At 61.7% G+C, this 24,229-nt stretch carries 22 protein-coding genes; 8 read left to right on the top strand and 14 right to left on the bottom strand.

Going from position 1 to position 24,229, the window contains the following annotated elements; translation table 11 throughout:
* Positions 1–9 precede the first annotated feature (9 nt).
* The 3 genes from RCF49_RS01050 to RCF49_RS01060 all read right to left on the bottom strand — a co-directional run bounded on the left by RCF49_RS01050 (position 10) and on the right by RCF49_RS01060 (position 3,138).
* Entirely contained in the window at positions 10–888 is an 879-nt protein-coding gene (locus RCF49_RS01050) for a DMT family transporter (protein WP_342642197.1), read from the bottom strand.
* A gap of 102 nt (positions 889–990) precedes the next feature.
* A complete protein-coding gene (locus tag RCF49_RS01055; protein WP_342642198.1) occupies positions 991–1,737 on the bottom strand; it encodes an arginyltransferase in 747 nt (248 codons plus the stop codon).
* Positions 1,738–1,890: 153 nt separating this feature from the next.
* The gene (locus RCF49_RS01060; protein ID WP_342642199.1) at positions 1,891–3,138 is read right to left on the bottom strand and encodes a threonine ammonia-lyase; all 1,248 of its coding nucleotides are present in this window, start codon (positions 3,136–3,138) and stop codon (positions 1,891–1,893) included.
* Between the two features lie 119 nt (positions 3,139–3,257).
* On the opposite strand from RCF49_RS01060, the gene RCF49_RS01065 reads away from it, so the two are divergent.
* Positions 3,258–4,127 carry an NAD(P)-dependent oxidoreductase gene (locus tag RCF49_RS01065; protein ID WP_342642200.1) on the top strand — a complete coding sequence of 290 codons (870 nt, stop codon included), beginning with the start codon at positions 3,258–3,260 and terminating at the stop codon, positions 4,125–4,127.
* A 186-nt stretch (positions 4,128–4,313) separates the two neighbouring features.
* On the opposite strand, the gene RCF49_RS01070 is transcribed toward RCF49_RS01065, so the two are convergent.
* The 3 genes from RCF49_RS01070 to RCF49_RS01080 form a co-directional block, all read right to left on the bottom strand.
* Positions 4,314–8,027 (bottom strand): autotransporter domain-containing protein, encoded by a 3,714-nt coding sequence (locus RCF49_RS01070; RefSeq protein WP_342642201.1) that lies wholly within the window; start codon positions 8,025–8,027, stop codon positions 4,314–4,316.
* 677 nt (positions 8,028–8,704) lie between these two features.
* Complete coding sequence (gene hemB, locus RCF49_RS01075; protein ID WP_342644275.1) at positions 8,705–9,706, bottom strand: porphobilinogen synthase; 1,002 nt, start codon at positions 9,704–9,706, stop codon at positions 8,705–8,707.
* Between the two features lie 178 nt (positions 9,707–9,884).
* Positions 9,885–10,997, bottom strand: coding sequence for an extensin-like domain-containing protein (locus tag RCF49_RS01080; protein WP_342642202.1), 1,113 nt, complete (start codon positions 10,995–10,997; stop codon positions 9,885–9,887).
* Positions 10,998–11,110: 113 nt separating this feature from the next.
* Between RCF49_RS01080 and RCF49_RS01085 the strand changes: the two genes are divergently transcribed.
* Together RCF49_RS01085 and RCF49_RS01090 are read left to right on the top strand one after the other, a co-directional pair.
* The gene (locus RCF49_RS01085; protein WP_342642203.1) at positions 11,111–12,253 is read left to right on the top strand and encodes an acyl-CoA dehydrogenase family protein; all 1,143 of its coding nucleotides are present in this window, start codon (positions 11,111–11,113) and stop codon (positions 12,251–12,253) included.
* A 7-nt stretch (positions 12,254–12,260) separates the two neighbouring features.
* Positions 12,261–13,295, top strand: a complete 1,035-nt coding sequence (locus RCF49_RS01090) for an enoyl-CoA hydratase/isomerase family protein (RefSeq protein ID WP_342642204.1) — start codon at positions 12,261–12,263, stop codon at positions 13,293–13,295.
* A 105-nt stretch (positions 13,296–13,400) separates the two neighbouring features.
* Here the strand turns inward: RCF49_RS01090 and RCF49_RS01095 are convergent, their stop codons facing one another.
* The 3 genes from RCF49_RS01095 to RCF49_RS01105 all read right to left on the bottom strand — a co-directional run bounded on the left by RCF49_RS01095 (position 13,401) and on the right by RCF49_RS01105 (position 15,724).
* Positions 13,401–14,033: an MlaC/ttg2D family ABC transporter substrate-binding protein gene (locus RCF49_RS01095; protein WP_342642205.1), complete on the bottom strand. Its 633-nt coding sequence runs from the start codon at positions 14,031–14,033 to the stop codon at positions 13,401–13,403.
* Positions 14,034–14,171: 138 nt separating this feature from the next.
* Positions 14,172–14,774, bottom strand: a complete 603-nt coding sequence (locus RCF49_RS01100; protein WP_342642206.1) for an MlaC/ttg2D family ABC transporter substrate-binding protein — start codon at positions 14,772–14,774, stop codon at positions 14,172–14,174.
* Positions 14,775–14,824: 50 nt separating this feature from the next.
* Positions 14,825–15,724: an MlaA family lipoprotein gene (locus tag RCF49_RS01105; RefSeq protein WP_342642207.1), complete on the bottom strand. Its 900-nt coding sequence runs from the start codon at positions 15,722–15,724 to the stop codon at positions 14,825–14,827.
* A 288-nt stretch (positions 15,725–16,012) separates the two neighbouring features.
* Between RCF49_RS01105 and RCF49_RS01110 the strand changes: the two genes are divergently transcribed.
* The 4 genes from RCF49_RS01110 (at position 16,013) to RCF49_RS01125 (ending at position 19,202) form a co-directional block, all read left to right on the top strand.
* On the top strand, positions 16,013–17,071 hold the full coding sequence (locus RCF49_RS01110) for an ArsR/SmtB family transcription factor (RefSeq protein ID WP_342642208.1): 1,059 nt from the start codon (positions 16,013–16,015) through the stop codon (positions 17,069–17,071).
* Between the two features lie 28 nt (positions 17,072–17,099).
* Positions 17,100–18,008, top strand: coding sequence for a methylenetetrahydrofolate reductase [NAD(P)H] (gene metF, locus RCF49_RS01115; RefSeq protein WP_342642209.1), 909 nt, complete (start codon positions 17,100–17,102; stop codon positions 18,006–18,008).
* 67 nt (positions 18,009–18,075) lie between these two features.
* Entirely contained in the window at positions 18,076–18,858 is a 783-nt protein-coding gene (locus RCF49_RS01120) for an AzlC family ABC transporter permease (protein ID WP_342642210.1), read from the top strand.
* Positions 18,855–19,202, top strand: a complete 348-nt coding sequence (locus tag RCF49_RS01125; protein ID WP_342642211.1) for an AzlD domain-containing protein — start codon at positions 18,855–18,857, stop codon at positions 19,200–19,202. Before RCF49_RS01120 ends, RCF49_RS01125 begins: the two co-directional genes overlap by 4 nt.
* A 21-nt stretch (positions 19,203–19,223) precedes the next feature.
* On the opposite strand, the gene RCF49_RS01130 is transcribed toward RCF49_RS01125, so the two are convergent.
* The 5 genes from RCF49_RS01130 to RCF49_RS01150 form a co-directional block, all read right to left on the bottom strand.
* Positions 19,224–19,652, bottom strand: a complete 429-nt coding sequence (locus RCF49_RS01130) for an HIT family protein (protein ID WP_342642212.1) — start codon at positions 19,650–19,652, stop codon at positions 19,224–19,226.
* 56 nt (positions 19,653–19,708) lie between these two features.
* Complete coding sequence (locus RCF49_RS01135) at positions 19,709–20,878, bottom strand: GNAT family N-acetyltransferase (RefSeq protein ID WP_342644276.1); 1,170 nt, start codon at positions 20,876–20,878, stop codon at positions 19,709–19,711.
* Positions 20,879–20,963: 85 nt separating this feature from the next.
* Positions 20,964–21,725, bottom strand: a complete 762-nt coding sequence (locus RCF49_RS01140; protein ID WP_342642213.1) for a glycerophosphodiester phosphodiesterase family protein — start codon at positions 21,723–21,725, stop codon at positions 20,964–20,966.
* 3 nt (positions 21,726–21,728) lie between these two features.
* On the bottom strand, positions 21,729–22,193 hold the full coding sequence (locus RCF49_RS01145; protein ID WP_342642214.1) for a RidA family protein: 465 nt from the start codon (positions 22,191–22,193) through the stop codon (positions 21,729–21,731).
* A gap of 99 nt (positions 22,194–22,292) precedes the next feature.
* Positions 22,293–23,237 (bottom strand): 2-hydroxyacid dehydrogenase, encoded by a 945-nt coding sequence (locus RCF49_RS01150; protein ID WP_342642215.1) that lies wholly within the window; start codon positions 23,235–23,237, stop codon positions 22,293–22,295.
* Positions 23,238–23,366: 129 nt separating this feature from the next.
* Between RCF49_RS01150 and RCF49_RS01155 the strand changes: the two genes are divergently transcribed.
* Positions 23,367–24,227 carry an EipB family protein gene (locus RCF49_RS01155; RefSeq protein WP_342642216.1) on the top strand — a complete coding sequence of 287 codons (861 nt, stop codon included), beginning with the start codon at positions 23,367–23,369 and terminating at the stop codon, positions 24,225–24,227.
* Positions 24,228–24,229: the final 2 nt, after the last annotated feature.

Raw genomic sequence — 24,229 nt, forward strand, 5'->3', positions numbered from 1 at the left:
GCCCGGAGGTTATGCCTCCGTCCGCCGCGACAGCCGGTAGGCCGCATGGCAGCCCAGCGTAATGAGGATGATCGCACCGCCGATCATCGAGTTCACACTGGGCGTCTCGCCCATCAACAGCCACACCCAGATCGGGGCGAGCACCGTCTCGAGCAGGAAGAACATCGCGACCTCGGCCGCGGTGAGATAGCGTGGTCCCGCCACCAGCAGTGCCGAGGCCATGGGCATGACGATCAGCCCGTTCATGGCGATGAACACGAGCTGGTCTGCGGGCACCGCGATGGTCGGGGCGAAGGGCAGGGCGATGAAGGCCGCCAGCAGCGCGCCGGGCCCGGGTGCAAGCGACAGGTTCTTGCCGCTTCGCCGCACGAAGGTGAGGCCGAAGCCGATGACCGCCACGCAAGCGAGAGCGGTGAGATCCCCGAACAGGCTGCCCGCATGGGCGCCGCCCATCACAATGATGGCAACGCCGATGATGCCGGAGATGATGGCGGCCCAGGTGGCCGGCGCGATCTTCTCTCTGAGCCAGACCAGCGAGAACAGAGCGGAGAACAGCGGATTGAGCGCGAGAATGAACACGAGGTTCGCAACCGTCGTGTGGAAGAGCGCCAACATGAACAGCAAGTTGGCCGTGCAATGGAGCAGGGCGACGATGACCCCGTCCCGCCCGTTCAGAAGACGGACTGGCGTGTGCCGCACATAGCGCATATAGAGCCAGAAGGTGCTCATCGCCGTGAAGACGAACACGCCGCGCCAGAAGGTGGCGGTATAGACATCGACGCCCGCCAAACGCAGAAGCGGCGCATCGAAGGTCATCATCAACCCGCCGATGGAGGTGATCAGCAGACCACGGCGATAATCGAGGGTTGGAGCGGTGATTGAGGCCATTGTCGTCGCCGCTGGAGCAGGGTCGAGGCGAGACCCATATCCCGCTCGCGTCTTCCTATCGATGGGGTGGCGGCAACGCAAGTCCGTTTGCTGGACCTCTGGCTATTCCACCAGACGCCAACCTTCCGGACTCAGCCGCTCCTGCGGCCGGAAACGGTCCTTATAGCCCATCTTATCCGAGCCGGGGACCCAGTAGCCGAGATAGACGTAAGGCAGCCCCAGAGCGCGCGCCCGTTCCACGTGATCGAGGATCATGAAGGTGCCGAGGCTGCGCTGCCGCAGATCCACATCATAGAAGCTGTAGATCATCGAGAGCCCATCGGCGAGCCGGTCGGTCAAGGCGGCGGCCACCAGCGTCCCCTTGCGGTGATCAGGGCCGGCCAGCCGGATCCGTGGCCTTGTGCGATATTCGACGATGTGGGTATTGACGAAACTGTCCTCCACCATGGCGGCATAGTCGAGGACCGTCATCTCTGCCATTCCGCCATCGCTATGCCGTTCGTCGATATAGCGGCGGAACAGGGAATACTGCTCGGAGCTGGCGCGCGATTCCACCTCGAACCGCTGCAGATCTCGGTTTCGGCTGAGGATGCGCCGATAAGTGCGCGATGGCCGGAACCTGTCGACCACGATCCTGATGGAAATGCAGGAATTGCACTGCTCGCAAGCCGGCCGATAGGCGATGTTCTGGCTGCGTCGAAAACCGCCCTGGCTCAGGGTATCATTCAGGCGCGCGGCATCCTCGCCGATCAGGTGGGTGAATACCTTCCGTTCCATCCGCCCAGCGAGATAAGGGCAGGGGGAGGACGCCGTGATATAGAATTGCGGAAATTTACGACCTTCGTACACCGCCAATCCTGCTCCCTTGAGGCAGCATCACTCTGATTGTGCCGCTTTGGACACGATGGAGGGTGCTGCCTCTCCTCATAATATCACAGCTTATCCGTGCGACCATCCAAGACTAGCCAATGATTTGGGAGGGAACCCGCCCCGAAGCTTGTCTCAGAGATCGGCATGCAAGCGGGGGGCTGTTTTCCCCGCCGGCGCATCTAGAACTTCGACGATGAAGCCTTGGTTCTCCATGGCTCTGAGAATTTCATCCGCATGGGCTGCATCTCGTGTCTCGATCATGACGTCAAGATCAGCGCGCTTGGCTGGAACTTCAAGGAACATGCGACGATGCCACACTTCCAGGATATTGGCGCCGTGTTCGCCCAAGAGGCTCGCAATGCGTCCGAGCACGCCCGGCCGATCGTCGATCTCGATCCGGAGCGAGACGATCCGCTTCTCCCGGCTCAACTCCCGATAGATGATGGAGGCAAGGATCCGCTGATCGATATTGCCACCGCACAGGACAAGGCCCACCTTGCGGCCGGCAAATGCTTTGCGGTCATCGAGCAAAGCCGCAAGCCCCGCTGCGCCCGCCCCTTCGGCCACCACCCGCTGGTGGATGAGAAAGGCATTCACCGCCTGTTCGATGCGTGTCTCGCTCACCAGCCGGATCTCGTCCACATAGTCCCGGCAATAGGCGATCGTCCGCTCCGCCACATTCTTGACAGCGATCCCTTCGGCCAGGGTCGCGCCGCCGCATTTTGCGGGCTCGCCGCGCAGCGCGCTATACATGGAGGGATAGAGCGCCGTCTCGACCCCGATGATGCGGATGTCCGGGTTCAACGCTTTCGCGGCGATCGCAATTCCTGAAATCAGCCCGCCGCCACCTACGGGAATAATGAGCGTGTCGAGATCAGGCTGGGCAACGAGCATTTCCAGCGCGATCGTGCCCTGGCCCGCAATGATGCGGTCGTCATCGTAAGGGTGCACCAGCGTGAGATTCTGCTCGGCAATGATCTCCATTGCCCGCTCCTGGCTCTCGGCCAGGGTTTCCCCGGAAAGGACGATGGTCGCGCCATGAGCCCGGGTGCGCTCGACCTTGGTGAACGGCGTGGTCTCGGGCATCACGATGGTGGCGGGAATGCCCAAACGCTTGGCATGGTAGGCGACCGCCTGCGCGTGATTGCCCGCCGACATGGCAATCACGCCGCGCGCCTTCTCGGCATCGGTGAGGCTTGCCAGTTTGACGAAGGCCCCGCGATCCTTGAAGGAATTGGTGACCTGGAGATTCTCAAGCTTGACGTAAACCTCGGCTCCCGTCACGTCTGACAGCTTCGGAGCTGCAAGCAGTGGCGTGCGAACGATTTGTCCCTCGAGCAGGTCGTTGGCTTGCCTGATATCGTCAACTGTCAGAACCATGGGAGCCTCGTTTAGGCAGTACCGTAACTGCAATGAGTGGCGGGAAGCTTAGCGGAACAGGATGCTGAACCTGCATAGAAATCGGCAACCGGATCTTTGTGAGCGACAGGAGAGAGGACATGGGAGAGAAGGTGACATGGCTGGGTTTGGGGGTGATGGGCTATCCCATGGCCGGTTATCTCGCAAGAGCAGGTCACGACGTCACGGTCTATAACCGCACGGCCGCCAAGGCCGAGAAATGGGTGGCCCAGCATGGCGGGAAGTCCGCGGCGACGCCGGCGGCAGCAGCAAAAGATGCCGATTTCGTCTTCGCCTGCGTCGGCAATGACGATGACCTCCGCTCGGTGGTGACGGGCAGGGACGGCGCTTTCGCCACCATGAAACCGGGCAGCATTTTCGTTGATCATACGACTGCCTCGGCCGATGTGGCGCGCGAGCTCTATGCGGCTGGCAAGGCGGCGGGCGTCGGATTTCTCGATGCACCGGTCTCTGGTGGCCAGGCGGGTGCGGAGAATGGTGCGCTGACGGTCATGGTGGGCGGTGATCAGGAGATCTATAGCCGTGCCGAACCACTGATCGCCAGCTACTCCAAGATGCGCCGGCTGATTGGTGAGGCCGGGGCCGGGCAGCTCACAAAAATGGTCAATCAGATCTGTATTGCGGGCGTTCTGCAGGGCCTGTCTGAGGCCCTCCATTTCGGCAAGACCGCCGGCCTCGACATGGACGCGGTGATCTCCGTGATCTCGAAGGGTGCCGCCCAGTCCTGGCAGATGGAGAACCGGTACAAGACGATGCTCGAGGGTTCCTTCGATTTCGGCTTTGCCGTCGACTGGATGCGCAAGGACCTTGCAATCTGCCTTGCCGAGGCGCGGCGCTCCGGGGCGCATTTGCCGCTCACCGCCCTCGTCGATCAGTTCTATTCCGAGGTTCAGAAGATGGGTGGCAAGCGTTGGGACACCTCGAGCCTGATCGCTCTCTTGGAGCGATGAGGCCGTTGCGCTTTGCTCCGCGATTGCTCACGAGGCGGGTAGGGCCGGTTGGCCGCGAAAGATGACGCGGCCCAAGAAAATGCGACAAAACCGAAGAATCGGAGCATGATCTCACTCAGCGAGGGATCATTCTCTCTGGTGCAAGGCTCGCCCGGTTGTTGCCTCTTGGCCGCTGCCGGGTGTGGCTCACCAGAAGATGCTGCCGGCGATGCCGATGGTGTGGGACGTTTCGTATTTTGCGATGCCGAGGCCGTAGCCGAGGCGGATATTGGCGAAGCCGTCTGCGCGGGTGAGCTGGATGCTTGCCGAGAGATTGGCGGCATCCTTGCCGATATCGACGCCTTGTGTGGTGAAGGGATGGTTGGGCCCGCCGATGAAGGCGCTCTCGACCTTATCGAGCGTCGAGCCGAAGGAGCGCACATAGGTCGCGCTGAGCGCTGGCGTTAAGTCCCAATGGTCGCTGATGGCCATGGGTGCAAAGGCAACCTTGGCACCCAACCTTGCATCTCCGCTGGTCAGATCCGCGGATCTGAGAACGAGCCCGGCATTGTCGGCCCCATGTTCCTCCGCCTTGGGCCGGCTCAGATGCTGAATGCCGATTTCGGCAAAGGGGGTGATCAGCACATGGTCGGTGAAGATGTCGTAGGAGGCGCCGAGATTGGCACCGACTGCGGTCATGCGATATTCGCCTTTGGCGGTAAGGTGCACATCGCCCGCGCCGTAGCGGCGGGTCGCATCGACCTCGGGGGCTGCCAAGCTGCCGCGGCCATAGACCTTGAGCGCGTTTCGGGCCCATTGCCCATAGACGCCGAAAATCGGCCCCATGAGGCTCGCCTGCTGATCGATCTTATCGAGGTCGATATTGGCCCAGGTGAAGCCGCCATACGCCCCGATCAGAGCCTGGCCATAGTCGCTATTGATGCTCTTGTCGACGCCGAAGAGCTGATGATGCTCGCTGGAGGTGCCGCTCGAGGCGTTCTTGTCATAGCCAAGGTCGACATTGCGATATTGGTAATCGGTCCAGAACTGGACACCAGGGCTGGGGTCGCGCATGAAGCGGGCGGTGACCATGCGATCGCCACCATAGAGCAGCCGGCGCGCCGCCGCCGTGGCATCGCTGTAGATCTCGGCATCCATGGCCCAGAGCGCCCGCCTTGCCTCATCGACATCGAGCCTGGCGACCGCATTGAGCAGGTCCTTGAGCTTGCCCTCAGCGGTGCCATCGCTGAGGAGGCCTGCCACCGCGCTGCCGACGGCTCCCCGATTGCCGGTATAGAGCGATGGATCAAACAGGAACGCGAGTTTGAGCAGAACCTCCGTCTCGGTATATTCAAGCCAGCCTTTGAGAAAGGCAAGATTGGGGGAAACGAGCTCGTCAAATTCTCCGGTAATGCCATTCTTGGACTCGATGAGCACATATTCCATGTCTGGATCAAACCGCTCGCCGTCATCGAGAACATAGATGCTGCCGCCATTGATCGTGGTGCTACCATCAACCGAGATCAGTTGCATGGTCCCATCCTCCGCCAAGTCGGCATAGACCGAGGAGCCGGCTTCCAAGGTGAGGTTGTGGGTGATCGTCAGCTCCCCGCCCGTGGTTGACTCGTCCCGATTTTCCAAAACCTCGTGCGGCGCAAGGGAACCTGCGGCGACCGCTCCATAGACCACCACATTCGCGGCACTGCCGGTTCCAAAAAGTTCGGCTCCGGTCTCGATGATGACCGTCGCAGCGTCAAGGCTGCCAGCGAGCATGAAGGCGCCCTCGCGGGTGGTCAGCGAACCGTTCGTTTGGCCTTCGCCTCCATAGGTGAACGTGCCGGAGCCGCTCTTTACGATCTGACCATCGCCGATGATGTCGCCGTCGAAAACGTAGTCGCCATTCCCGGTGAGGGTAAGGGTAGCGCCGCCGAGCTCGATTGTACCCTGTGACGGCTCGTCGAGGTCGGAAAAGCCACTTAAGCTCTGGTCATGGCCGGCAAGGTCCAGGGTGGCATTGTTCTCGATCGATAGAAGCCCTTCACCAAATATGTTGTCGGCACCGGCCCTGAGCGTCCCGCCGCTCACGATGATATAACCCGTATTGTCGAGCTCACCGCCGACGGTGAGGATGCCGCCGCCCGTTTTTATGAAATCGCCAGTGCCGGTCACTATGCCGCCGAAAGTGGTGTCGCTGGTTTGGTCCACGGTGAGGGTAGCCGAGCCGATCTGTACTTCCGCGCCGGCAGCGCCGATCAGACCGGCGACCGTCTGTGAGAGATCGTTGAGGTCGAAGATGCCGGTGGCCCCGATATTGACCACACTGTCGGCGATCACATCCGCAATCCCGGCCATGAGGGTACCCTCGTTGATCGTCGTCATGCCGCTATAGGTATTGACGCCCTGCAGGGTGAGAGTGCCTTCACCCTCCTTGGTGAGGCCGCCTGTGCCAGTGATTATACCCTCATAAGTTGTATCGATGTCCTGATTGACGGTGAGCGTGGCTGAGCCGAGCTGTATTTCACCGCCGTCATCTCCAATCAGCGCAGCAACCGTCTGGTCGAAATTGTTGAGATCGAGTATGCCGCCAGCATCGATTGTGATCGCGCCCGCCCCCAGCGCACCGGCAGCGCCAGTCCTGAGCGTGCCAGCGCGGATGGTCGTTGGACCTGAATAGGTATTGCCGCCATTGCCAAGCACCACCGTTCCCTCCCCATCCTTGGTGAATAGACCGGTGCCGGAGATGAGCCCGTTAAGGGTCATCGTCGCGCCCGGGTCAGCGGAGAGGGTGCCGCCACCTTCGCCAATCAGGATATTGTGTTGTGACGTGAAGCTACGGGTCGCGAGCAGTTCGGCGTTGTTGCTCAAAGAAACCTGGCTGTTGCGATGACCGAGATTGGCGGCGCTGGAGACTGAAACGATGCCGCCCTGGACATTGGTGCCGCCTGCATAGCTGTTGGTGCCGCCGAGCACCAGCGTGCCATTCCCCGTCTTGGTGATCCCGGCATCGACGCCATCGCGTGCTGGGTCGCGGTCGCCTGGGTTCAAAAGCGAATTATAAGCATCACTGTCAATGGCATCCGCGATGGTGATCGTCTCATCCCCACTCGCATCGACTGTGATGCCGGTCGTGCCGTTCAGGAAAAACCCGCTGCCTAGACCCAGTGCGGGATCTAATCCCCCTTGACCCCTCTGCGCGCTGCCACCTGAGATCGCCAGATTTCCCTCCAGGATCACGCTGCCTCCGCCTTCAACAAACAGCGCGCCGCCAAATCCAGCGCCACCACCAGCTTGCTGATGCGTCGCCGATGGGCCAGTGCCGCCGCCAAAGCCCGCAGGCGCTGAGGAGCCGGGAGCGTCGCCTTGTCCACCACCGAAGCCGCCACCGCCGGAGGGACCATGAAATCCGCCGCCACCGCCACCACCACCAAATCCGCCGTTACCGCCTTGACCGCCCGGACTTCCGTTTGCGCCGCCGCCACCGCCGCCACCGCCGAAACCGCCATTGCTCCCATTCGCGCCGACGCCACCACCAACGCCTCCACGGGGCGAGCCACCCGCGCCGCCGGCGCTGCTCGTCCCATTCCCGCCATCGCTCCCTACGCCTAGACCACCACCACCACCGCCGCCGCCAGGCGATGCAAAACCATTGCCGCCATTTCCACCGTTTAAACCGCCTCCGCCGCCGCCTCCGGTACTTGCAGCCACAATGGCACCATTGCCTCCGATGGCCGCATTTCCGGAAAAGTTCACGTTGGACGCCGTGAGAGCCACGTTTTTGCCGACGAAGATCGCCCCGCCGGCGCCCATGCCACCCCCACCGGCACTGTCGCCTGTCCCTCCATCGCCGCCTCTGGCTCGCCCATTCTCGAGTGTGAGGTTACTGATGCTGACCGCGAGGTTCGGTGGATCGTTGCTCGTCACGTCTCCCCGAATAAACAATATATTGTGGGCATTATTTCCGTCGATTGTGAGCCCTTCCGCAGGGCCCTCGATCGTTACAGACTCCGTGATCCTCGGCAGTGAGCTTGAAAGACGCAGCGTGCCTCCGGCAAGGCTTTCATCGACGGTGATTTGATCTGGCCCGGGATTGGTATTGGCCTGATTGATTGCCCAGCTCAGAGAGCCCTCTGTAGTAGGGCTGTTAGAGAGATTCGTGACAACGAACTCCACAGCAAGCCCTGGGCTCACGAAGATGCCCAGAGCGAGAACAGCGGAACTACCCAACAGACTGACTCGGAGCCGGCGCTTAATCATGCTCACCTCTCTTGGTCGGTCAAAAAAGAAACGGTTAAGGAATATACAATCTCAGGTAGTATTCCATGCCTGTTGTTCCCGTAAGAGGAATTGAGTGATCGTCAGAAATCGAATGAATCCAGTGCTTTTGGAGTCACGGCGACACTTGCTTGCCAGTTATGTTGATGACGTCTGAACGTTAACCTGGCAGCAGATTGTGCACAGCCGTGCATGGGGTGCATACCAAAAGCCTATAGATCCCCCAGGGGGCCGGAGATCACCAGGGCCGGGAGGCGCGAGCATCGGCGGAGCGCAGGGCAGCACCCGACAAAGGGCAAGAGAGGGACGGAATTCCAGGCTTAGGGCTAAGCGCGTTCTGCCTTCATGCGGCGGGCCGCGTCCACCGCGAAATAGGTGAGTATGCCATCGGCGCCGGCCCGCTTGAAGGCCATCAGCGTCTCCATCACCACCCGGTCAGGATCGAGCCAGCCATTATCGCACGCCCCTTTGAGCATCGCATACTCGCCCGAGACCTGATAGGCGAAGGTGGGAACGCCGAAAGTGGACTTCACCCGGTGCACGATGTCGAGATAGGGCAGGCCGGGCTTGACCATGACCATGTCCGCCCCTTCTTCGAGGTCGAGCCGTACCTCCCGCATCGCCTCATCGCTATTGGCGGGGTCCATCTGGTAGCTGCGCTTGTCGCCCTTGAGCGCTGCGGTCGAGCCCACTGCATCGCGGAACGGCCCGTAATAGCCGGATGCGTATTTCGCGGCATAAGCCATGATCTGCACGCTCTTGTGGCCCGCGCCTTCGAGCGCCGCCCGGATCGCGCCGATCCGGCCATCCATCATGTCCGAGGGCGCGATGATATCGCAGCCGGCCTCCGCCTGGACCAGCGCCTGCTGCACCAGAACCTCGATCGTCTCGTCATTGAGGATCTCGAAGCCTTCAACCAGTCCGTCATGGCCGTGGCTCGTATAGGGATCGAGCGCGACATCGCACAGAATGCCAAGCTCTGGCACTTCCTTCTTGATTGCCCGAACAGCCGAGCAGACGAGATTGTCAGGGTTCAGCGCCTCGCGCCCATCGGCAGTCCGCAGGGAGGGATCCGTATAGGGAAACAGCGCAATGACCGGAATGCCGAGACTGGCCGCCATTTCGGCCGCGCGCACCGCCTTGTCGATCGAGTGGCGCACAACACCGGGCATGGAGGGAACGGGTTCTTCCCGGCCTGAGCCTTCCGCGACGAAAATGGGCCAGATCAGATCATCTGGCGTGAGTGTATTTTCGCGGGTGAGCCGCCGCGACCAATCAGCCTTACGGTTACGGCGCAGACGAAGGGCGGGATAGCCCGATTGCGGCATCTCCGCGGCTGGACTGGGCACGGCGCGTGCATGACGCAGCGATGCAGGTTTCGCCTCCCAACCGGCCATTCCGCAAACTCCCAACAATGGATCGTGGTTTCTTCGCCACAATAGGGCAGTGTATTTTTGACGTCGACTAATTCAATGTCGCATCTGGCGGGCCGTTGCGAGAGGCCACTCACTCGCAGATGAGATAACGCCCGCCCCGGGCCAGATCGAAATGGAAGTGGCTGGCATGGGCCGCGTTCGATCCGGGGCCGAGCACGGTGGAAAAGACCCGGCATGCGCCCGCGCGCACCGCGCTGAGGAAGAGGGGATCGCCGGTCACGGTGGGCTCGGCCGCAGCAAGGCTTGGCGCCTCGCTCACTGCCACGGTCCGGCCGGAAGACAGCTTGAAACTGCCCACATCGAAAGCCGCCGCATAGGCATGCTCGCTGATCTTGGTCGTCGTCCCGCCATTGCGCCGCCGGCACACATAGGAGCTCGCATTGTTGATCGCGACGACCGGCTCACCCAGCACCTTGGCGGCTTCCGGCTGCACACTCTGCACGATCCAGCGATGCAGCGCGGCGGTTACCTTACAGGTGAGCGTCGCCGCCGGGTCGATGACCACCCCCGCCACGCGCTCGACCTTGAGTGGATAGGGCGCGCCGCAGCCGCCGGGACCACCCAATGGCGGGAGCGGCTCGTATTTGACATCGAGCCCCGCCAATGCCGTGCTGCAGTCCTGTTTCGCTGTGGCAATGTCCTGCTCCGGCCAAGGCGGTGTTTCGATATCGCTCGGCGCGGGCAGTTCCGTGGTGGCGGGGGGAGCAGCACCGGGCTTTGCCTGCGGGACGGGTATGCCCCCATGATCGGCGGGGCCGTGGTCATCTTCGCGCTCGGCTTCATCGAACCGGGGGAGGTCGCGTATATCCGCTGGGCCAAGAGCGGCAGTGAGAAATGCGCGCTCGCCTTCATCTGCGGGATCTGGCGGGCGCTGCTCCGGTTGGCGAGGAGGCTTTGGCTTGGGCACCGGAGTGGGTGTCTTCTGTTCGGCTGGCACGATCGATTTCCGGCCTGGCGCCGGCTTAGGCGTCGGAGCGGGCGCACGTTTCGCCCGGGCTCGGCGGATGGGGGCTTCTCGCTGCGCCAGTGATTGTCGTTCGGCGATCTGCACCGGTGCGGCGGCGGAGCCAACGGCCAAACCAGCTGGGGGCGCGCTCAGCCCGATGACGCATGCAAGGCCTATGGCACAGAGGATTTGCCCGGTCAGCGACAGAAGGAGCTCTCCCTTTACGTCAACTGTCAATCACGTCCAATCCGGTCTTGACCTGATTGGTTGCGGCTTCTATGGGTCGGATTCTACACGAGGTCCCTGTGGCATTGCTGCCCCGGGCCAAAAATAATACCGGGATGGGCGCTATGAATTTCGAACTGAGCGAAGAGCAGCGCGCGTTCAAGGAAGTGGCGGCGGGTTTTGCTGCCGAGCATATCGCGCCTTTCGCCGATGAATGGGACGAGAAGCACATCTTCCCGCGCGAGGTCTTGGTGAAAGCCGCCGAGCTCGGCTTTGGCGGTCTCTATGTGCGCGAGGATGTTGGCGGTTCCGGGCTCACCCGGCTCGATGCGGCGATCATCTTCGAAGAGCTCGCCAAGGCTTGCCCCTCGACCGCCGCCTTCATCTCCATCCACAACATGGCGGCGTGGATGATCGACCAATATGGCTCGGAGGAGCAACGCCAGAGACTGCTGCCCAAGCTGGTCACCATGGAGACCATTGCGAGCTATTGCCTGACCGAGCCGAGCTCGGGCTCGGATGCGGCCTCCTTGCGCACCAGGGCCGTGAAGCAGGGCAATGCCACCTACCGCGTGACCGGAGGCAAGGCGTTCATCTCAGGCGGCGGCGCGTCCGACCTCTACGTCACCATGGTGCGGACGGGCGGGGAGGGCCCAAGCGGTATCTCCTGTCTTGCCATTCCCAATGAAACGCCCGGCCTCTCCTTCGGCGCCCAGGAGAAAAAGCTTGGCTGGCACAGCCAGCCGACCTCTGCGGTGTTGTTTGACGATGCGGAAGTCTCCGCCGAAAACCTGATTGGAAGTGAAGGGCAGGGCTTTGCCATCGCCATGTCGGGGCTCGATGGCGGCCGTCTCAATATTGGCGCGTGCTCCTTGGGCGGCGCCCAGGCCTGCCTTGAGAAGGCCATGACCTATCTCCACGAGCGCAAGCAGTTCGGCAAGCCACTGTCAGAGTTCCAGGCCCTGCAGTTTCGCATTGCTGATATGGCCACCGAGCTCGAAGCGGCCCGCCTGCTGCTGCACAAGGCGGCGGTGAAGGTGACGGAAAAGGCGCCCGATGCCACCATGTATGCCGCCATGGCCAAGCGCAAGGCGACCGATGTCGGTTTCGCCGTGGTCAATGAAGCCCTGCAGCTCCATGGCGGTTACGGCTATCTCCGCGATTTCGGCATTGAGCGCTATCTGCGTGACCTGCGCGTGCATCAGATCCTTGAGGGCACCAACGAGATCATGCGGCTGGTGATTTCGCGCAAGCTGTTGAAGGGATAGGCCGGCCGTGACAGAGAACGCGGAAGTCTTGTTTGAGCGGCGTGGTCGGGCGGGGATCATCACCCTCAATCGCCCGAAGGCCTTGAACGCGCTCACGCTGTCGATGGTGCGCGAGATCCATCCCATGCTGAGGTCCTGGGCTGAGGATCCTGAGATCGGGCACGTGATCATCAAGGCTGCCGGTGACAAAGCCTTCTGTGCGGGCGGCGATATTCGCGCGCTGCACGATTGGGGCTTGGCAAAAGCGCCGGAATTTCTCGATTTCTATCGCGAGGAATATCAGCTCAACGCCTTCATCAAGCATTTCCCGAAGCCCTATATCGCGCTGCTCGACGGCATCACCATGGGGGGCGGGGTCGGGCTTTCCGTGCATGGCAGCCACCGGATCGGCACCGAGCGCCTCACTTTCGCGATGCCCGAGACGGGCATTGGCCTCTTTCCCGATGTCGGGGGAACCTATTTCCTGCCGCGCTGCCCCGGCTCGCTCGGCATGTATCTCGGCTTGACCGGTGCCCGCATCAAGGCTCCCGATGCCCATTATGCCGGCATCATCACCCATGTCGTGCCTGCAAGTGAAATTGCGGGCTTGGTGGAGAGGCTTTCCGAAACCTCCGATGTTGATGCCGCCATTGCGGCGTCGGCCCAGCCAATATCGGATGCCCCACTGGCTGCGCGCCGTGCGGTGATCGACGAGCATTTTGCGAAGCCAAGCATCGAGGCCATTCTCGCAAGCCTTGATGCCGATGGTGGCGGCTGGGCGGTGGAGAATGCAAAGACGTTGCGCGGCAAGTCCCCGACCAGCCTCAAGATGACCCACCGCCAGTTGACCGAAGGCGCAAAGCTCGCCTTCGATGACTGCATGCGGCTCGAATTCCGGCTGGTGAACCGCGTCCTTCACGGCCACGATTTTTATGAAGGCGTGCGGGCCGTGATCATCGACAAGGACCAGACCCCGCGCTGGAAGCCGGCCTCTCTGGCGGAAGTATCCGACGCGTTGATCGACAGCTACTTCGCCCCGCTGGCCCAGGAGCTTATCCTTTGAGGACAAGATCCTGCGCCGGTCAGTTGCGATAGTGCTTCAACGCTGAGTGCCCGTTGAGGTCATCCGTAACCCATCCTCGCATCATTGAGCTACGGATAGACCCAATCACCGATTGATCTTGACTTCGGTGACACCGCGGCTGGGCTGGAGATAGGTGAAGGCGGCATCGATCGTCTGGCCGCCGCGCTGGATTGCCGATGTGATCGATGAGCGCAGCAGCTGGCCGAGCCAGACATTCGTCACATTCACATCGATGATCTTGCACCCGGACGCCTCGGGCACAACGCGCCAGATCACCTTCTGTGAGGGTCTGCCGCCGAGAAACAAGAGGCTCGTCTCCACATTGACGGAATTGCCTTGCGGCTTGGTGCCAGTGACCCGGATCTCGCTTGCCCGGAATTTGCGGTAATTGTCGGCCAATGTCCGCGCAATGAAGACTTCGACCAGATCAACGAATTCGCTCTGGCGCTGGGCGGGCAACAGTCGCCGGTACTGGCCCAGAGCAAAAAGCGCGATTTGGTCCGTATCCGCGTGTCGCTGCACGACGGCGAGAAAAGCTTGTGGCGTGCCGCTTTGGGCCGCCTGGAGCGTATCGCCGCCGATACGCTGCACGCAAGCTGTGGCATCCTGCGCTTGTACGGTGCTGAAGGATGCGGCGGCGCCCACCATGATGAAGGCCGCGATGGCTCGCGACACGAGGCCGAGGCCCAGCCAAGACCTGCAGCTAAAGCGATTCATCAGATAACCCCTCGTTCGAAGCGGCGCTTTTTGCGCCTTATGACGATCCGCCCCTGTAGCTGCGCAGATGTATAGGAAATTTCGTATAAAAAAAAGAGCGGCCATGAAGGCCGCTCCGGGATCGCTCGATTGAGGCGTTTACTTCTTGAGGTAACTGATCAGCGAATTCATATCGCCATTGTTCTGGCTGATCACAGAGACAAAGCTCTGCTGGGTGAGGCCGGCGAGCCAAACGCCCTGCACATTGATATCGAAAATCTTGTAGCCCCCGCCGGACTTTACCAGCCGCCAGAGCACTGGCATGGCCGGACGGCCGTCCCTGAACTCCACCTGGCTCGAGACCACCACGCTGTCGGAGCGTCCCTGCGATCCCGTGATCTTCAGGCTTGAACCGCTGATCTTATTGGCATTCGCCACGAACACATTCGAGATATAGCGCTCGAACAGCCGATAATATTCCTGCCTTTGGCTGGGTTGCAGCTTGCTGCGATAACGACCGAGGCTGTAATTGGCGATGGTCGGAATATCGGCACTGCGGCGCATGACCGCGCGGAATTGGCTTTCCGAGCTTGCGCGGGCTGCGGCAAGCACGGCTTCACCGATGGATGTCACGAACTGCTCGGCGCGAGCATCTGCCAGCGCTGACACGGGATCATGAATTAAGACTGCAGCAGCCACGAGGCCGGTGCCAACCATGCTGAGGAAGGCCCTTCGGGAAACAGCTGCCGAGGAGGTTGTCATATGCGCGGTCCTTTCAGGCATGCAGTGTTATCAGTTCTGGCGATTAAACGTCACTCCGGAACGTCCGGGATATCAGGGAGTTCCTCGACATTTATCCGGCCGTTCCGAATTTCTGCCTCCCGATACTGGTAGTAGAGATTACGAACGGCAGCATAATAGTCTGGCGAGGTCTGGCGCAGACCATCGATTTGGTCAAGAGCTGATTCCCGCGAAGTAACCGTTTGTGCGATAGTTGGTGAAAGGCTTTCTACCACGGCCGCATCCATCAGGAGCCAGGTGGTTGGGTTCACGGCCGCATCCACCGCCCGGCCGACGAGGTGGCGCATGGTGGTGGGCCCGAACAGCGGAAGCATGATGAAGGGCCCGGCCTTGATTCCGTACACGGCCATTGTCTGGTCGAAATCCTCGGTGTGAGGAGCAAAACCATTCTGTGCCGCAACGTCCACGAGCCCGCCGACACCAACCGTCGAGTTTATGGCGAAACGAATGATCGTGGTCTGCGCGCGCTCGCCTTCTCCTTGCAGGACGTCGTTGAGCAGCGTGACCGGCAATGCGGCATTGGCCAGAACATTGGCCACACCCTGTCTGAGATGTGCAGGCACCAGCAGCCGATAGGCTTGGGCCGTGGGCTTGAGGATCGTGACATCCAGCACATTATTGATGGTGAACATCAGCCTGTTGAAGGTCTCAAGCCGATCATCGAAGCTCTGCTCGGCCAATTCCGCCGCAGCATCCGGGTCAACACCGCCCGCGGGGTTCACCTCTACGCGGCGACTATCCGCATATTGAGGCTCGGTGAGCGCTTTGACCGCCGCCACCAGCTCCGCATCAAAATAATCGGGCGAGACGATTGCCGACTGGGCAAAGGCCGACGGAAGGGAATAGGCCAGGGGAAGGGCGACCACCCCCGCCAGCAGCCCCAAGAGAAGACCACGATACGCGCATATCATAACTGGATGCTTTTTATTCCGTAGACGTTCCGTGGCGCGGAGAGAGACGCGGACACGGGCAGACCCTTCCCACCAATTCGGCAGAACTATGGGTACCATAAGCCCCCGCCGCGGCAAGCATGGTATTTTGTGATCATAAGAAAAGCCTAAACCGAACTTTGCGGCGGCAATCTGGCGATGTGTCCTGTCAGGCGGTTTACGACAATTCCAGGACGATCTCACATCGGGCTTTGCAACCATATAAAGATATGTTTATATGGACTAGTTTGATCCCGTGGGATGAAGACGATGACGGATGACAGTCGGACAGAACAGCTTTTGGCGGCGCTGCGCGCGGTGGCAGAGCCCAGTCGGCTGCGTCTGCTGTTCATCATCTCCCACGGCGAGTTTAACGTCACCGAGCTCACGCAGATCATCGGACAGAGCCAGCCAAGGGTTAGCCGCCATCTGAAGCTATTGGTGGATGCGCGCCTCATTGAACGCCATCGGGAAGGCAGCTGGGTTTTGTTCCGGATGGCTGAACGGGAGGGGCCGGATCGGGAAATGGGTGGCGCCCTGGCCAGGATGATCGCCGATCTCCTGCCCGCGGATGATCCCATGCTGGCACGCGATCTTGCGCGGCTCGAAACCATTCGCGCCGAGCGCGCGGCAGCGGCGGCGGCGTATTTCCGGGCCAATGCCGGGGAGTGGGATCGCATCCGTTCGCTGCACGTGTCCGAGCACCGCGTCGAGGACGAGATGCGGCGCGTGCTCGGCAGCGCGCCAATCGACTCCTTGCTCGATGTGGGCACCGGCACCGGGCGCATTCTCGAGCTGTTCGGACCCCAGATTCGTCAGGGCATCGGCATCGACATGAGCCGCGAGATGCTGGCGGTGGCGCGTGCCCGGCTGGATGCGGCCGGCCTCAAACATTGCCAGATCCGGCAGGGCGACATCTACCACTTGCCCTATGCGAGCGGCAGCATGGACGTGGTGACCATCCATCAGGTGCTGCATTTTCTTGACGAGCCGGAGCGGGCCCTGGAAGAGGCGGTGCGTGTTCTCAAGCCAGACGGCCGATTGCTGGTGGTCGATTTCGCGCCTCACGAGCTCGAATTCCTGCGCGAGACCCAGGCCCATCGGCGCCTTGGCATCTCGGCCCAGCAATTTGCGACCTGGTGTCATCATCTCGGCTTCGATCAGATCGAAACCAGGGTGCTGCCGCCGCCTGACGATATCGACCAGGGGCTGACGGTCTCGATCTGGCTGGCACGCAGCAGTGCTGCCGTCTCCGAGACAGCGCCCGCGAATATGGATAGGCGCTCGGCGCAAAACGGCACGGCACCCAAGGTTCTGGGTGTGGACTGACATGGCAGCAACCCACGAGGGAGCGCATATGCAACACTCTTCTCCAACCGAATCAGCCAGCGGCGGCACTCCGCTTGCTGTCTCCTTCGAGCTGTTCCCGGCCCGGACGCCCGAGGCCGAGGTGGCGCTGCACGAGACAGTTGCGAAGCTTGCCAAGCTGGAGCCGCGCTTCATGTCGGTCACTTATGGAGCAGGCGGCAGCACGCGCGAGCCCACCTTGGGCATGCTCAAATTCCTGGTGCGCGATGCCAAGCTTCCGGCGGCCGGCCACCTCACCTGTGTCGGTTCGGCCTGCACCGCCGTCGATGAGATGGTCCAGCGCTATCTCGAGGCGGGCGTGAGCCATATCGTGGCCTTGCGCGGCGACCCGCAAGGAGGGCTCGATGAGCCCTACATTCCCCATCCCCAGGGCTATGCCAATGCCGCAGCCCTGGTGAAGGGCATCCGCGCCATCGCCGATGTGGAGATTTCGGTCGCCTCTTACCCCGAGAAACACCCGCAATCGCCGAGCGTCGAGGCGGATCTCGATATGCTGGCTGCCAAAGTGGACAATGGCGCCAATCGGGCCATCACCCAGTTCTTCTTCGATAATGATCTTTATTATCGCTATCTCGATCGGGTGCGTGCCCGCGGGATCGAGATCCCTGTGGTGCCCGGCATCATGCCGATCACCAATTTCTCGCGTGTCCAGAGCTTTGCGACCAAATGCGGCGCCAAAGTCCCCGCAAAGCTGGCCGAGCGCTTTGCCGCTCTCGGCGATGATGCGGCCGGCCAGATGATGCTCGCTGCTGAGACCGCCGCCGAACAGGTTGCAGATCTGCGCGAACACGGCGTTGGGCAGTTCCATTTCTACACCCTGAACCGCGCGGACATCATCTTCTCGATCTATCAGCAGCTCGGCCTGGATACGGCAAGGGCGGAACGACGGGCGGCCTGAATCTCGGCGGTGCAAATGCAGCTTGTCTGTGCCGCTGAGCTGGGTTAGGCGAACGAGCAACTGCAGCATGGGAACCGCACGTTTGCTCGTGCCGACAAAGGACAGCCAGGCCGAATCAAGCCCCCGCGCCTATGACTGGCGGGGGTTCCCGCAAGGTATCCGAGCTCTGTTCGGCATCGCGGGGCTCGTGATGATGTCGTCCTTCCTGGGCTTTGGCGCCTTCGTGCGCAATCTCGGCGAAACCGTCGACATTGGCTGGTACACGACCCTGTTCATCTGGGCTATGCCGGGGCAGGTTGTGTTCCTCACCATGTCGGCCCAAGGGGCAAGTCTGATCGCCATTCTTCTCGGCGTCTCGCTGACCGCCGTTCGCCTCCTGCCCATGGTGATGCTGGTGCTCGCCAAGTCTCGCATTGAGGGCGAGCGACGCTGGCCCGAATATATTCTCGCCCATTTCGTGGCGATCACGCTCTGGGTGATCGCCAACCATGCCTGGGATGAACTTCCGCGCGAGCGGCGGCTGCCCTGGGCCATGGGCATGGGATTGGCCATGGTCACCGGCATGCTCGTCACGGTGACCGTCGGCTATTATCTGTCCGAAACCTTGCCGCCGCTCCTGGCGATCGCGCTCGTCTTTCTAACGCCCACCTTTTTCGGTCTCTCCCTGATCACCGGCGCACATTATGGGTTCGACTATCTCGCCATCGCCTTAGGCGGAGCATTCACCCCGATCGCCATGGCCTTTTTTCCCGAACTCGATTTGCTGCTGGCCGGGCTCACGGGCGGCGTGCTGGCCTTTCTCATCCTGCATCCCCGCCGCAAGCGCGTTCGGCACCGGCAGACACAATGACCGCAGGCGCGCTTCCCGATTGGCTGTTCATTCTGACGATCGGCGTCATCACCACCTATAGCTGGCGCCTTCTGGGCGTGCTCCTGGTGCGACGGCTCGATCCTCAGGGCACGAGCCTCCTCCTGGTCCGCTCAATTGCCACAGCTCTCGTATCGGCGTTGGTGATGAAGCTGATGATTGCACCACCCGGGGTGCTGGCCACCACCCAGATCGTCAATCGCTTCCTGGCGCTGGCGGTCGGTGCGGCCTTCGTTTTCACACTGAAGCGCCACCAGCCCCTGGCGATCGCCGCCGCGCTTCTCACCTTGATCGCCTTGGAGGCGATCGGCTTTCATCTGGGCTAGGCGAGGGGTGAATTCGCTGGCTTACGACGAGCCTAGCGCCGCGATGAGCTTTGCCGCATTCGCCTTCAGGATCTCGGGACCGGCCATTTCGCCCGTATGTGGTCTCAGCGCAACCCCGGAATGGCGCGGCAGCACATGCACGTGAGTGTGGAACACCACCTGACCGCCTGCGCTCTCGTTGAACTGCTGAATGGTCACGCCCTCGGCATTGAATGCCTTCACTGCGGCGCGCGCGACCTTTTGCACGGTCGCCATCACGGCTGCCAGATCATCCGGTTGAATATCGAGCACATTGCGCGAGGGCGATTTGGGAATGACGAGCGCATGCCCGTCGGCGCGCGGCATGATATCCATGAAGGCGAGCGTCTTCTCATCCTCATAGATCTTATAGCAGGGCAGTTCGCCGCGCAGGATCTTGGCGAAGGGATTGTTCGGATCATAGGCGCTCATGCAGCGGATCTCCTCAGGCAAGCGATCCTGTTAACAGCCCAGCCGCGCGGCTCACGTCAAGAGCCTTGGCGGAATGGCGAATATTCGCACAACAGTTGCCCCATCTCGTCCACGTGACGCCGCTCGCGATCGAGATAGTCGGCAACCGCCCGGGCGAAATGGCGATCGGCGATGTAATGCGCCGACCAGGTGATATGCGGGAGATAGCCTCGCGCCAGCTTATGCTCGCCCTGGGCGCCCGCCTCGACCCGCTTCAATCCGCGTGCAATGGCGAAATCGATCGCCTGGTAATAGCATGTCTCGAAATGCAGGAAGGGGAGGTGCTCGATCGCGCCCCAATATCGCCCATAAAGCGTCTCCGAGCCGATGAAGTTCAGCGCGCCCGCGATATAGCGCCCATTGCGTTTGCACATGACCAGCAGGATATCCTTGGCCATGGCTTCCGAGACGAGGCTGAAGAAGCGGCGGTTCAGGTACGGCTGGCCCCACTTGCGCGCACCCGTATCCATGTAAAAGGCGAAGAAGGCATCCCAATGGGCTTCCTTGAGGTCAGTTCCGGTCACCCATTCGATGGAAACCCCGCAGCCCAGCGCCTGCTGCCGCTCCTTGCGCAATGTCTTGCGCTTGCGTGACTGCAGGGCGGTAAGGAACTCATCGAAGCTGCCATAGCCGTCATTGCTCCAGTGGAACTGCTGATCGCTTCGCAGCAGCAACCCCATGTCGGCGAGTGTCGCCCGGTCACTTTCGCTGAGGAAGGTGAAATGGGCGGACGAAAGCTTCGCACGCCGCACAAGCTCGATGGCGGCCGCGCTGAGCGTCCGGCGCCGCGCATCACTGTCGGGTCCTTCGGGGACCAGCAGTCGCGGGCCGGTTGCCGGCGTGAAGGGCACGCTCACCTGCAGTTTCGGGTAATAGCGCCCGCCGGCGCGTTCATAGGCATCCGCCCAGGCATGGTCAAAGACATATTCACCGCGGCTGTGCCCTTTGATGTAGCAGGGCATGCAGCCGGCAATTCCACCCGAAGCATCCCGCAAGACGAGATGGCGCGGCAGCCAGCCGGTTTTGGCGGACACGCTGCCCGAGGCCTCCAGGGCCTTCAGGAAGGCATGCGAGACAAACGGGTTGTAGGGCCGCTGCGGAGGGTTGGCGCAGGCATCCCACGCGGCCGCATCGATATCGGCAATGGCGCCTTCGACGCTGATCACCGCTTCAGAGGAATCGCCCATCATGCTCTGTGGATTGCTCACGGTTTTGGAAGATCGGTGATGGAAGCCTCGCTTTCAAGTCTCGTGAAAAGGCTCCCACGAGCGCTCACGGCGTGAAGCCCTCGAAGATCATTTGATCGGCGAAGAGCGAGGCCTGCCGGCGGTCGCTCGCGCTGCGCACGGTCCAGGTCAGAACCGGTCGGCCATGCCGTCTCGCCCAGCGGCTGAGCGGGGAGGGCAGGGAGCGGACCTGGTGGGCGATGAAATCGGGCGCAAGCTGCTCCAGAATGGCAGGGGTGCTGACGGCCCTCCGACGCGCGGCCGAGAGATGCTCGCCATCGGTCACCTCGCCGTCGATGCTGCAGGTGAAGCCGCGCACAAGTCTGGGCCCGTAATGGGCAAGGGCTGCCACGCTGTCCGGGTCGAAGGACATGACCGCCACCGGCCCGCGATAGCCGGAAAGCGCGCGCGCCACCCGCTGTTCCAGCGGACCACAGCCGTCCCACAGGCTCTTTAGCTCGAGCACCAGGGCAGCACGCCCCTGAACCTGGTCCAGAAGCTCGTCCAATGACTGGATGCGGTCGCGCGACCCGGTGATCGATAGCTGTTGGAGCTGTCGAAGGCTGTGGGCGGCCACCGCGCCTTCGCCATTGGTCAGACGCTCGAGTATCGCATCGTGAAACACCACCGCCTCGCCATCGCCGGTGCGCTGGAGGTCAACCTCGATGGCATAGCCATGCTCGATCGCTGTGGCAACGGCCGAGGCAGTATTCTCGATGATTCCGCGCGCACGGTCATGCAGGCCGCGATGGGCAAACGGGCGCGCCGTAAGCCAGCTCAGATGCTGCGCCCCCGGGCCCCACCGCATGGCTTATTCGATCTCGAAAACCGCGTCGATCTCGACGGCCGTATTGGCCGGCAGCGAGCCTGCGCCGAGGGCGAACCGGGCATGCCTGCCCTTGTCGCCCAAGACCTCGACGATGAGATCGGAGGCGCCGTTGATGACCTTCGGATGATCCTTGAAATCTGGTACCGCATTGACGAAGCCGCCAAGCTTCACGCAGCGCTTCACCCGATCGAGATTGCCCCCGCAGGCGGCCTTCACCTGCGCGAGAATATTGATTGCGCACCAGCGGGCCGCTTCCGCGCCTTGTTCCGGGGTGAGCTCGCCGCCCACCTTGCCGATGAATTCAAGCTTGCCATTCTTGAACGGCACCTGGCCCGAGACGAAGACCAGATTGCCGGTGGTGACATAGCCGACATAATTGGCAACCGGTGCGGCCGGTTCCGGCAGGGTGATGCCGAGCTGCTGAAGTTTTGCGTCGATCTGGCCCATGATGTCCTCCGTTGACTTGGGATTGTGGTGGGGTGTCGGACCTGCCGCCGCGTGCTGGTTAACAGACCGCCTTACTGGTTCCGGCGAGCCGGGGCCCCGCTAGTTGGTCAGGATATCTCGCGGCCGCTCGCCTCTGAAGAATTGATCGAGATTGTCGACAGCGCGATGACCCATGGCATTGCGGGTCTCCAGCGTGGCGCTGCCGAGATGGGGCAGCAGGAAAACATTGCCAAGCTCGCGATAACGGGGATCGATATTCGGCTCACCCCGGAACACGTCGAGCCCGGCGGCGGCCAGCTTGCCGCTCTTGAGCGCCGCGATCAAGGCATCATCGTCAATGATATCACCGCGTGCCGTATTCACGATGATGGCACCATCGGGCAGGAGCGAAATTGTCTGCGCATTGATGGCGTTGCGCGTCTCCGGGGTGGATGCGCAATTAATCGACAGGAAATCGCAATGAGGCAGCATATGATCGAGAACAGAATGAAAATGGGCGCCATTCTCGAGCTCATAAGCAAGCCGGGTGCGATTATGATAATGGATCTCCATGTCGAAGGCGCGAGCCCGGCGGGCAACCGCCTGGCCTATTCTGCCCATGCCCAATATACCGAGCCGCTTGCCCGTGACGTGAGTGCCCAGGGGTTTGGTGGGCGCCCAGCGGCTCCAGCGCTGCTCGCGCACCATGCGTTCCCCCCAGAACGCCCCCCGCGCGGCGCCAAGGATCAGCAGCATGGCAATATCAGCGGTTGCATCCGTCAACACGTCGGGCGTATTGGTGACCGTGATGCCGCGCCGTTTGGCCGCGGCGACGTCGATATGATCATAACCGACCGAGAAGGTCGCGATGATCCGCACCGTTTCCGGAAGCTGCTCGATCACCCCTTGCGTGAGCCGGTCGGCCGGGGTGACGAGCATCCCGTCGCAATTGGCCGCATGGGCGATCAGCCCGGCTGCATCGTGGCTCGCGTCTTCCGGCGTGAAAATTGCTTGGTAATGGGCAGCGAGCCTGGCCTCCACCTCCGCTGGTAGCTTTTGTGACACGAAAACTCTTGGAAGAGGCGATCGCGCAGGCATTGAACTCTTGCCTCAATTCTGGGACAGCATAAATGCGTGAGGCCCGTTCCGGCGGGAGTCGACGGCGTCATTGGACGCAGTATTCAAGGATTGTCAATGATGCGATCGGCATCGACGCTAAAAGCTCTGTTGATTGTCTTGGCGCTCACCGCGCCGGCGGAGGCATCCCCGACATCGTCGCCCGTTTTGGCTGCGCATCGGGCGGTTTACAAGCTTTCTCTGGCCCATGCGGAAGCCCGTGCCGGCCTGAACGATGTTCAGGGGAAGCTGGTGCTGGAGGTCGCCGGCTCGCCCTGTGAGGGCTGGACCTCGAACATGCGGGTGGTGAACCAATTGGCTGCACGGTCGGGCAAGAGCAGCATTCTCGATACCCGCTCCACCTCGTGGGAGGCGGGGCCTGGCGACAGTATGGAATTCGCAACCCAGCGTTTCGTGAATGGAGACCAGGAGCTTGACCTGAAGGGACGCGCCATTCGCGATGAGGCGGGCGCGGTCATCACCCTCGAAATGCCGGAAGAGGCCGAATCAGAGCTGCCGGCAGGCACGATCTTTCCGGTCGAGCATACGCGGCGCATTCTCGAGACCGCGATGCGTGGCGGCAAGCGCGATTCAAGCCTGGTCTATGACGGCAACGAGGAGCAGCAGGCGCTGTTCGCGAGCACCTTCATCGGCAACCCCAAGCCCGCGGGCTCGGTGAAGATCCCGGCCGAGGCGAAGGGCGCAGCCGATCTCACCAAGCTCAAGTCATGGCCGGTGAGCATCGGCTATTTTGAGAACGCTCCCAGCGAAGAAGAAGCGGATGGTGAACAGATGCCGGAGCATCAGATCAGCTTCACCATGTTCGAAAATGCCGTCGCGACCGATCTCACCCTCGACTATGGCGATTTCACCCTGAAGGGCGACCTTGTCGAGCTCACCTATTTGCCTCAGGAAAGCTGCCCAACCTCCGCCAATTGAAG

Source organism: Rhodoligotrophos sp. CJ14 (assembly GCF_038811545.1).
In the GTDB taxonomy this organism is placed as follows: Bacteria; Pseudomonadota; Alphaproteobacteria; order Rhizobiales; family Im1; genus Rhodoligotrophos; species Rhodoligotrophos ferricapiens.